The sequence below is a fragment of the Sphingobium sp. genome (genome assembly GCF_003248505.1).
GTDB lineage: Bacteria > Pseudomonadota > Alphaproteobacteria > Sphingomonadales > Sphingomonadaceae > Sphingobium.
In genome coordinates this window covers 1-8,288 of record NZ_QFOA01000105.1, presented here as the reverse complement: position 1 = coordinate 8,288, position 8,288 = coordinate 1, and the positions used below count along the sequence as shown (strand labels likewise).

General features: G+C 63.9%; 16 protein-coding genes. 10 read left to right on the top strand and 6 right to left on the bottom strand.

The features are described from left to right. The first annotated feature begins 111 nt into the window (after positions 1–111). From DI606_RS18565 to DI606_RS18535, 7 genes are all read left to right on the top strand, one after another. The gene (locus DI606_RS18565; protein WP_126053716.1) at positions 112–462 is read left to right on the top strand and encodes a type II toxin-antitoxin system RelE/ParE family toxin; all 351 of its coding nucleotides are present in this window, start codon (positions 112–114) and stop codon (positions 460–462) included. Beyond that, positions 459–797: a helix-turn-helix domain-containing protein gene (locus tag DI606_RS18560; protein ID WP_126053717.1), complete on the top strand. Its 339-nt coding sequence runs from the start codon at positions 459–461 to the stop codon at positions 795–797. The genes DI606_RS18565 and DI606_RS18560 overlap by 4 nt, the downstream gene beginning before the upstream one ends. A gap of 28 nt (positions 798–825) precedes the next feature. Continuing rightward, a complete protein-coding gene (locus tag DI606_RS18555; protein WP_035386794.1) occupies positions 826–1,176 on the top strand; it encodes a ribbon-helix-helix domain-containing protein in 351 nt (116 codons plus the stop codon). Between the two features lie 42 nt (positions 1,177–1,218). After that, positions 1,219–1,905, top strand: coding sequence for a ParA family partition ATPase (gene parA / locus DI606_RS18550; RefSeq protein ID WP_293985345.1), 687 nt, complete (start codon positions 1,219–1,221; stop codon positions 1,903–1,905). Further along, positions 1,902–2,168 (top strand): ribbon-helix-helix domain-containing protein, encoded by a 267-nt coding sequence (locus DI606_RS18545; protein ID WP_016510872.1) that lies wholly within the window; start codon positions 1,902–1,904, stop codon positions 2,166–2,168. Before parA ends, DI606_RS18545 begins: the two co-directional genes overlap by 4 nt. A 53-nt stretch (positions 2,169–2,221) precedes the next feature. Further along, entirely contained in the window at positions 2,222–2,473 is a 252-nt protein-coding gene (locus DI606_RS18540) for a ribbon-helix-helix domain-containing protein (RefSeq protein WP_231635604.1), read from the top strand. A gap of 507 nt (positions 2,474–2,980) precedes the next feature. Then, positions 2,981–3,541: a hypothetical protein gene (locus tag DI606_RS18535; RefSeq protein ID WP_016510870.1), complete on the top strand. Its 561-nt coding sequence runs from the start codon at positions 2,981–2,983 to the stop codon at positions 3,539–3,541. A gap of 225 nt (positions 3,542–3,766) precedes the next feature. Here the strand turns inward: DI606_RS18535 and DI606_RS18530 are convergent, their stop codons facing one another. Then, on the bottom strand, positions 3,767–5,335 hold the full coding sequence (locus tag DI606_RS18530; RefSeq protein ID WP_293985344.1) for a type IV secretory system conjugative DNA transfer family protein: 1,569 nt from the start codon (positions 5,333–5,335) through the stop codon (positions 3,767–3,769). A 192-nt stretch (positions 5,336–5,527) separates the two neighbouring features. Here DI606_RS18530 and DI606_RS18525 point away from each other — a divergent pair, with 192 nt between their 5' ends. After that, a complete protein-coding gene (locus DI606_RS18525; RefSeq protein WP_035386333.1) occupies positions 5,528–5,803 on the top strand; it encodes an HU family DNA-binding protein in 276 nt (91 codons plus the stop codon). Beyond that, positions 5,800–6,300, top strand: coding sequence for a MucR family transcriptional regulator (locus tag DI606_RS18520; RefSeq protein WP_016509662.1), 501 nt, complete (start codon positions 5,800–5,802; stop codon positions 6,298–6,300). The genes DI606_RS18525 and DI606_RS18520 overlap by 4 nt, the downstream gene beginning before the upstream one ends. A 68-nt stretch (positions 6,301–6,368) precedes the next feature. Here the strand turns inward: DI606_RS18520 and DI606_RS18515 are convergent, their stop codons facing one another. The 5 genes from DI606_RS18515 to DI606_RS18495 all read right to left on the bottom strand — a co-directional run bounded on the left by DI606_RS18515 (position 6,369) and on the right by DI606_RS18495 (position 7,661). Further along, complete coding sequence (locus tag DI606_RS18515; protein ID WP_293985343.1) at positions 6,369–6,542, bottom strand: hypothetical protein; 174 nt, start codon at positions 6,540–6,542, stop codon at positions 6,369–6,371. A gap of 105 nt (positions 6,543–6,647) precedes the next feature. Continuing rightward, entirely contained in the window at positions 6,648–6,896 is a 249-nt protein-coding gene (locus DI606_RS18510; RefSeq protein WP_016509660.1) for a hypothetical protein, read from the bottom strand. A 3-nt stretch (positions 6,897–6,899) separates the two neighbouring features. After that, positions 6,900–7,070 carry a hypothetical protein gene (locus tag DI606_RS18505; RefSeq protein WP_156442736.1) on the bottom strand — a complete coding sequence of 57 codons (171 nt, stop codon included), beginning with the start codon at positions 7,068–7,070 and terminating at the stop codon, positions 6,900–6,902. Beyond that, positions 7,070–7,294 carry a conjugal transfer protein TraD gene (locus DI606_RS18500; protein ID WP_293985342.1) on the bottom strand — a complete coding sequence of 75 codons (225 nt, stop codon included), beginning with the start codon at positions 7,292–7,294 and terminating at the stop codon, positions 7,070–7,072. Before DI606_RS18500 ends, DI606_RS18505 begins: the two co-directional genes overlap by 1 nt. Before the next feature lie 13 nt (positions 7,295–7,307). Next, on the bottom strand, positions 7,308–7,661 hold the full coding sequence (locus DI606_RS18495) for a conjugal transfer protein TraD (protein WP_016509651.1): 354 nt from the start codon (positions 7,659–7,661) through the stop codon (positions 7,308–7,310). 177 nt (positions 7,662–7,838) lie between these two features. Between DI606_RS18495 and DI606_RS18490 the strand changes: the two genes are divergently transcribed. Then, on the top strand, positions 7,839–8,288 hold a 450-nt coding region (locus DI606_RS18490), incomplete at its 3' end, for a MobA/MobL family protein (protein ID WP_293985341.1).

Below are 8,288 nucleotides of genomic sequence, written 5' to 3'. Positions count from 1 at the left end.
CACACGTTCACACGTTCACACGTTCACGTGCTCATGGGTTCACACAAAACTATCGTCAGAGGGCGATGCGACCCCTTGACCGTGTTGTGATAAACAACTACATTCTCGCTAATGCATCGAAAAGCCCTACGTAACATCTCGTGGATCAAGGGCGCGCTCAAAGAGTTCGGCCGCTTTCCCGAGGACGCGCAGGACCAGGCGACCGACGCTCTCACGGCGATCGCCGAGGGCGACACACCGGAGATCGCCAAGCCCATGACCGGGTTGGGTTCGGGCATATGGGAACTGGCGATCAAGGAACGGGGAGACGCTTTCCGGGTGATTTACGCCCTCCAGCTCGATGACGATATTTGGGTGGTTCACGCCTTCCAGAAGAAGTCCAAGAGCGGGATCGCCACCCCGAAGCAGGAGATTGATTTGGTGCGCGAGCGCATCAAGCGTTTGAAGGAGGCGCTGCGATGACCGACGATGACGACTTCGAGCTGATCCGAGGCACCGGTAACGTCTATGCCGACCTTGGCATGAAGGAACCGGAACAGCGCCAGCTCCGCGCGATCCTGGCGGCCGAGATTAGCAAGACGCTAGCGACCGACAATCTGACGGTGCGGGCGGCCGAGAAGATCACCGGCGTCGCCGCCGCCGATTTTTCGCGCATCCGCCAGGCCAAGCTCAAGGGCTTTACCATCGACCGGTTGATGACGATTCTCGACCGGCTCAATCGCGACGTGCAGGTGTCGGTATCGGTATTGCCGCGTAAGGTGGACGGTCAGGCAGGGTTTCACCTTCATCCCGCCTGATCGACAAGCGCCGAGCAGGACATCGAAGATGGCTGACAACAAGCACCGGGGTCCGACCCTCGACAGCTTTCTCGATGAGGAAGGCATCAAGTGGCGGGCGCTCGAACAAACCATCGAGGAGGTGCGTGCCCGGTTTGAGGACGTGCCGCCGGCGGAATTGGAAGCCCTGATCGACGAGGCCGTTTCGGCGACGCGTGCCGAAACGCGAATAGCAAATAGGTCTGGCGCCTGCCGCTGCGCGGCACCGCCGCTCTCAGTCGCTTTGCTCCCCAAGCCCGCAAGCGGTCTTGGCCCTGCCGGGTTCCGATCGGCTGGCGGGGCGAGGATCCGCATAGCGGATCGCCGCCTTGACCTAGACGATTGTATCGTTCACACGTGAACGTGTTCACAAGTCCACACGTTCACGTGTTTAGGGGTTCACATGAAGGTCATTACCGTCATCAGTCAGAAGGGCGGCGCGGGAAAAACGACCTTGGCAATCCACCTAGCCGCAGCCGGTGCAGGCGCGGGGCTTACTGCGTTGATCCTCGATACCGACCCGCAGGCGACGGCAAGCCACTGGAGCGAGTGGCGCGGATCGTCGGACCTTGAGGTGGTCGATTGCGCCTCCCCTCCCCTTTTGCCCCGCAAGCTCCAACAAGCGGCCGAACTCGGGGCCGACCTGGTGGTGATCGACACCCCGCCCCATGCCGACATCATGGCGCGGGAGGCCTGCAAGGTCGCAGACCTGGTGTTGATTCCGTGTCGTCCGCAAGCCTTCGACCTCAAAGCCGTCGAGATGACGGCCGAGCTTGTGCAGGCGAGCGGCAAGCCCGCGTTCGTGCTGTTCATGGGCGGGCCGCAGCGCGCGCCGACAACCTATCGGGATGCCCGCGAGCTGATCGAGGGCGGCGATGGCGTCGCCGGCATGGGCGTGGACGTTGCGCCCGTCATGCTCACTCAGCGGGCGATCTATCATCACAGCACGGCGCAGGGGAAAACCGCGATCGAGCTGGAACCCGAAGGCAAAGCGGCGGAAGAGGTCGCCGCACTATGGGCGTGGACAAGTGAACAGGTGAACGTGTCCGCACGTTCACGAGTGAGCAGGAAGAAGCGGGGCGCGGCATGAGCAAGTTCGGCGCGATGAAGCAGCAGCGGGCGGAGAAAGCTGGCGCGATTGGCGACAGCCCCGACCCGACGACGGCGACGCCCGCCACCCGCGCCCAGACCCGGCAGGGCAAGAAGGCGGTGAGCGCCTATTTCAGTCCCGAGGTTAGTCGTGGTCTGAACATGCTGGCGGCCGAGCAGGGAACGACGTTGCAGGCGCTCCTTGGCGAAGCCATCGACCTACTCATGCGCCAGCACGGCAAGCATCCGTTCGGCGAGCGATAACTGTCCACGTGTGAATATGTGAACGTGTGAACACAAGATTAGGAGCTTTGGGGGTGGCAAGATCGACGAACGCCAGGAAATCGACCGGCACGCCCGCAGAGGTTGAAGAACCGATGCTGCCGATCGAAGCGCCACGTCGCCAGCGCAATCGCATCGGCAAGAAGTCGATCGCCGGTCGTTTCGATCCGGCGGTTGCCCGAGCGTTCGCGATCCTCGCCGTCAAGGAAGACAGCACGATCGAGGCGATGTTGACCGAGGCCGTCCTCGACATTCTCCAGAAATACAATCAGCCCATCGAGAAGTGAACAGGTTCACGTGTGAATGTGTGAACACGTGGACACCTGACCTATTGCGCCAGCATTATAGAGCGCACTTCCCAAAGACATAGGAATCTGACAGGCTTTGGTGTCGGCGGACACGTTCGCCGATTCGCCGTGGCGATCGTAGCGGGTGGCACCGCTAGGGCCAAAACGACGAAAGCCCGGCTTGGCGGCCGGGCTCTCGGAAAGTCTGATGGGCGGAGGCCCGCGTTCTGTAGCAGGAACAGCCTCCCGCAGATCGGACGCGAAGTCAACTCGAAAACGCTGTTTTCGAGAACGGGAGAGCTATGTCCATGAGGGATTGCCGCCAGCAGCCGGGCCGACCGATCGACGGGAGGTTTCATGCAAACTGTGTTCGAGGCCCTTGGAGGGGCGAAGGGTAGGCGGCCAGGCCGTCAGACTGGCCAGCGGGTCCATCGCTACAGCCGCACCGAGGAAGGCCGGGAAGGGCGGTTCTGGCAGCCGTTCAATCCCAAGAATGTCGCTCGCTTCATGCAGGCGGCCGAGAAATATGACCGGCTGAAACGGCTTGCCCACCGGCGCGAGCGCAACAACCGCGAGAACGGTGCGATCGGCCATGTCGGGCTTGAAGTGTTGCGCGAGCTGCTACGCCTGATCGACTACAAGACCGGGCGGCTCGATCCGGCTATCGCGACACTGGCGCTTCGCATCGGCCGCTCGATCGCGGCCGTCGTGGACGCGCTCAAGCGGCTCAAGGCGCATGGCTTCCTCGACTGGTTGCGCCGCTATGTGCCGACCGGCAACGCGGGGATGCGCGGCCCCCAGGTCAAGCAGACCTCGAATGCCTACCGCTTGATGCTTCCGCCACAGGTCGAAAGGAGCATGACGCCACCACCGCCAGAAGACGACAGCGATCGGCGGCAGGCAGCGACCGAGGAGGGCAGGGCGATGATCGCCAGCCTCCCGCTCGATGAGCAGCCGGCCGAGTTCATTGACGATCCCGGCCTAGCCGCGGTTCTTGCCCGGCTCGGGCGAGCGATTATGGACCAGGAACGTGATTCAGAGAGGCAGAATGAATCCCGGCAGAGTTAGAAATATACAAGCGGAATTGGCCTAACGGCCAATGCGTAGTTCGTTGCGTGCCGCCTTCGGCGTCACAGATGCGGCCTACCGGCCGCAGGCTTGGCGGGAAGAAGGTGGGCGAGGTGGCGGCGGAATCGCCTCCTACGACCGCCCAGATGCGCCGTGAGGGCAGGGAAGGAGCTTCCGGGTGGTTCGGGGAGCCTAGCGCGGCAGCCATCGCCAGCGGGGCTTAAATCAGGCCGGATCAAACAGCCCGGCGAACTCGCGCTGGTCATAGAAGCGGATTTTCTCGACCGCGAGCGGGCGTTCGCCCTGGCGCAGCAGGAGGAGCTGGTCGGGCCGCATCCGCATGATTTCATCGGGCGTGGCGAGCCGGCGGGCGGTGACGTGCGCGCTGACGCTTTCCGAGGGGCTGGCGCGATTGTCGCCCCAGCCGATCCCGCGCGACGTGCTGACGGTATCGTATTCCAGCGTCGTGTCGCCGATCGTGCGGGAGAGCATGTCGGCGGTGGCGTGGTCGTTGACCCCGAACGCCTGGAAGACGCCCGCGTTGGACATGAAGGTGCCAGCCCGCTCGCCATAGTTCGCCTTGAGCTGATGCATGTCCTGGAGGATCGGCCAGAGCTGGAGGCCATAGCCCGCCATCAGTCCCATCGCGCGCTCGACCGGTTCGAGGCGGCCGAGGGCGGCGAACTCGTCCAGCAGGAACAGCACCGGCCGGGCAGGGCGGGCGGTCGATCGCGCCATGTCGGTGACGGCCTGGCTCACCAGCAGGCGCAGCCAGCGCGCATAGGTATCGAGCCGATCGGGCGGCAGGCACAAGAACACGGTCGCGGTCGTGTCCTTCAATCCGGCGAAGGTGAAATCCGACGCGGCCGTGCTGGCGACGATGCGCGGGCTATCGAGAAAGTGGGTATGGCGTTGCGCCGAGGACAGCACGCCCGCCGCCTCGCGATCGGACTTGCCGAGCTGACGGTTGGCGGCGCGCGCGACCAGGCCACCGGCGCCCGCGCTATCCTGCATCGCGGCCAACAGATCGGCGAAGCAGGCAGGGGCGAGCGTCAGGCACTCGCGTACCGTCGCCAGCGTGCGACGATCGGCGGGTTCGGTGGTGACGACATGGAGGATCAGCCCGGCGATGAGCGCCTTGGCTTCCTCGTTCCAATGCGCTTCGCCCGATTGTCCGGGCGCGTCATGGACCAGGGCGTCGGCGAGCGTGTTGGCATCTTCCGCGAGATCGAGGCTGGCGGGATCGAGCCGGTCGAGCGGATTGTAGCGGGCAGGGGGCCGGCCCGAGACGCCGAACGGATCGAGGCACCAAACCGGCCCCTTGGTGGCGCGGGCGCGGGCGGTGACGCGGGCGTTCTCGCCCTTGGGGTCGATGCAGATCACCGAGCGATCGAGCAAGAGCAGGTTGGGAATGATTGTGCCGACGCCCTTGCCCGAGCGGGTCGGGGCCATCGTCAGCAGATGCGCCGCGCCGTCATAGCGGAGCAGCTTGCCCGATTTGGCGGAGCGGCCGATCAGGAGATCCCCGTTTGCTTCCAGCTTTCGCACATCCGAGCGGTCGCCGAAGCGTGCCGACCCCAGCAGCTCGCTTTGCCGGTTGGCGGCATTGCGATTGACGCGCCAGGTGAAGAACAAGATCAGGCCGAACAGCAGGAACGGAATGTCGGTCGCAATCTCGCCATAGCCAAAGATGCCCTTGAGCCAGGCGTTGCTGGCGAACAGGGCTACCACCGCCACGACGATCGCGAGCCGCCAGCTTATCGGTCGACGCCCGCCGATGCGCGGACCCGCCATCAGTGAGGTTGCTCAATTAACGGGCATCGTATGCGCAGGACAAACATCATCGCTGCATGATCGCGATCTACGCACGCTACGCAACGGTGTCGCCAGCCCGCTGCATCTTGCCGGCGCCACCCGGAAAGGGGATGCACTGTTGCGCCCGTGACCGGAACGATTATCCCGGTGCACGTTTACGGGAGATATTTGATGAAGCTAGACGATCTTGTGAAAGGCATTGCCGAGGGAAGCGATCTGAGTGCCGCCAAGGCCCGGGCGTTGATCGACCGCGTGTTCGGTGACATCGGCGATGCGGTTGCGCGGGGGGAGGAGGTGTCGCTGCCGGGTTTCGGCAAGTTCTCCAGCAAGGCCCGGGACGCCCGGACCGGTCGCAATCCCCGGACCGGCGAAGCTATGGAGATCGCCGCGTCGACCAAAATGGTGTTCACACCGGCCAAGGCACTCAAGGACAAGCTTTCCTCATGACCACAGAAATCGATACCGGCCCGAACGCGATCGAGCTCGCAACCGAGCTGACGATCGCATGGCTGAGCAATCCCAACACGCGCGTCGCGGCCGAGGACGTGCCGGCATTTCTCACCCGGATGCGTGACAGCATCACAGGATTGATCGACCAATCGAGCACAGCAGTTCCGCAGGAAGCGACGGCCGCCCAGTTCACCCCGGCGGTGTCGGTACGTAAATCGCTGGCGTCGAAGGATCATATCATCTCGCTGATCGACGGCAAGCCGTACAAGACGCTTCGCCGTCATCTAAGCGGACATGGACTCACGCCCGAGCAATATCGGGAACGCTACAATCTGAAGCCGGACTACCCGATGGTGGCAGAGGCGTATTCAGAAGCCCGGCGCGCTATGGCAAAGAAAATCGGTTTGGGGCGCAAGCCTGGTCCGCACGCAGCACCGGCCCACCCGAGCCCGCCCACGCGGCAAAAATTGAGGCTGCCTACGATCACCGAATGAATCGCCGGGTCCGCAGCCGTTGATGGATCAGGATCCCAGCAGCGCCACTTAAGCCATGCGTAGCGACATCAGCTTGTCGGGGTCAATTGGCGCGAGGTACCCCAGCGGAACGCCGACCGGTCGGCCGCACCCTCTGCCCAGATCAGTTCCGCGACATGGAAGAGTTTCTGGACGGTGGATGCGCGGTCGCTTGCGACGCAGTCGATCACCGCATCATCGAACATCGGGCTTAGCGAGCGCATCCTTCGGTCTCCTGTTCGCTTTTTAGGCGGTGACCGTGACATTGGTGTGGCGACCGCAAGCGGATGAGCGCGTCAGTGATACGATTGCTCGCAGGAAAGCCCCACTCAGATCGCGTCGGGATGATCGAGCAGCCGCAGCAGGATTTGCGACACGAGGGGAGGGGACACGCCTTCGTCCAGCAGCATGTCGAAAAACGCATCGTCGTTCGGCGTCGGGATCATGTCCTCGATAACCAGGTTGGCGCGCGACTCCGCCATGTCCTCACGCCACATGGCGACTTCCGCCGGCGTGCCGCGCGTAAAATCCATCGCGCGCACTTCGGCGCGGATCGCCTCGATATCGAATGTGATCATCAACTACCCCTCCTCACCGTTTTGCAAGAGCAGATAATTCAGTGCATCCACCGCATCGCGCTCGGTAGCAAAGAGGAGATCAAGCCAGCGGGCCTCAACCGCAGACCAGAGACCCCAAGCGCCGTCCAATTTCGGTTCAGGGCGTTGCGCGACACGATAATCGCTGGCGCTCATCAGCGCGCCTCCTTGGCATCGCTTTCGGCATCGAACGCGCGTTTGCCGCGCCGCTTCCACAGCGCCAGCACGTCCCCGGCATCATCACCGCGCGCGCGTCCGGCGAGATCGAGCAGCGCGCCGTAGAGCGTGGCACGATCGTCGACGGCCAGTTCGACCAGGCCGGCTTTCTGGACGAGGCCGCCCAGCTCGATCAGGTGGCGCGTTCGTTCGCGGCGTTGCACGACCCAGCTCCGATTATCCGTTCGCCGCCGCGCCGCTTCCGCCCGCAGCGTCGCCGCCCGGTTCAGCTTGAGCGCCCGATCCGTCGATCGCAGCAGCGCCGCCACCCCCCTCGACTTCGCTCGGGACAGGCTTGCGCCCGCGTCGTTGAAAGAAGGCCGCGCCCTTCGATCGCCACGCCTCCTTTGCGCTCGCATCCTTCGACCCGACCGCATCCAGCAGCACGCCCGCTAGCGTCTCGGCATCGAGCGCATCGGCACCCGTGGCGGCGACGAGCTGGCCGAGCTGTTCGACCCGCTTCGCCTTGAGCGCGCGGGCTTTGTCGCCGAGCGCCTTCAACTCCGCATCGTAATCGCGCACCTTCCGCATCGCCTCTACCCCTCCGCGATCATCAGCCAGAACACTCTAGCGCAGCCGGCGCAGGGGGTAAAGAACGAACGGAGCAGTAGGCAGCACCAAGTCAATCACGAGGAGTGTAGCGGATTGTGAGTGCGCGCTTATACGTCGTTGCCGACGTGCGCTCAGAAGTGCAATAAGCGGGGCGTCATGGCGATCTACCACTTCTCCGCCAAGGTTGTCAGCCGCGCGAACGGATCGAGCGCCGTCGCGAGCGCCGCCTATCGTTCCGCGTCCGAGTTACATGACGATCGGCTAAACCGCGATCACGATTTCAGCAACAAGGCGGGCGTGACCCACTCCGAGATCATGTTGCCGGAAGGCGCGCCGGAGCGTTTAAACGACCGCGCGACCTTGTGGAACGAGGTGGAGGCGGGGGAGAAGCGCAAGGACGCGCAGCTTGCCCGCGAGGTGGAGTTCTCGATTCCGCGCGAAATGAACGAGAAGCAGGGCGTCGCGCTCGCGCGCGATTTCGTGAAGCAGCAGTTTGTCGATCGCGGGATGGTCGCGGACCTGAACGTGCATTGGGACAAGGCGAAGGACGGCACGCCGAAGCCGCACGCGCATGTCATGCTGGCGATGCGCGATGTGGGGCCGGAG

Coding starts and splice junctions, on each gene's coding strand:
- DI606_RS18565 (WP_126053716.1), top strand. CDS start 112: ATGCATCGAAAAGCCCTACGTAACATCTCGTGGATCAAGGGCGCGCTC.
- DI606_RS18560 (WP_126053717.1), top strand. CDS start 459: ATGACCGACGATGACGACTTCGAGCTGATCCGAGGCACCGGTAACGTC.
- DI606_RS18555 (WP_035386794.1), top strand. CDS start 826: ATGGCTGACAACAAGCACCGGGGTCCGACCCTCGACAGCTTTCTCGAT.
- parA (WP_293985345.1), top strand. CDS start 1,219: ATGAAGGTCATTACCGTCATCAGTCAGAAGGGCGGCGCGGGAAAAACG.
- DI606_RS18545 (WP_016510872.1), top strand. CDS start 1,902: ATGAGCAAGTTCGGCGCGATGAAGCAGCAGCGGGCGGAGAAAGCTGGC.
- DI606_RS18535 (WP_016510870.1), top strand. CDS start 2,981: ATGCAGGCGGCCGAGAAATATGACCGGCTGAAACGGCTTGCCCACCGG.
- DI606_RS18530 (WP_293985344.1), bottom strand. CDS start 5,335: ATGGCGGGTCCGCGCATCGGCGGGCGTCGACCGATAAGCTGGCGGCTC.
- DI606_RS18525 (WP_035386333.1), top strand. CDS start 5,528: ATGAAGCTAGACGATCTTGTGAAAGGCATTGCCGAGGGAAGCGATCTG.
- DI606_RS18520 (WP_016509662.1), top strand. CDS start 5,800: ATGACCACAGAAATCGATACCGGCCCGAACGCGATCGAGCTCGCAACC.
- DI606_RS18515 (WP_293985343.1), bottom strand. CDS start 6,542: ATGCGCTCGCTAAGCCCGATGTTCGATGATGCGGTGATCGACTGCGTC.
- DI606_RS18510 (WP_016509660.1), bottom strand. CDS start 6,896: ATGATCACATTCGATATCGAGGCGATCCGCGCCGAAGTGCGCGCGATG.
- DI606_RS18505 (WP_156442736.1), bottom strand. CDS start 7,070: ATGAGCGCCAGCGATTATCGTGTCGCGCAACGCCCTGAACCGAAATTG.
- DI606_RS18495 (WP_016509651.1), bottom strand. CDS start 7,661: ATGCGGAAGGTGCGCGATTACGATGCGGAGTTGAAGGCGCTCGGCGAC.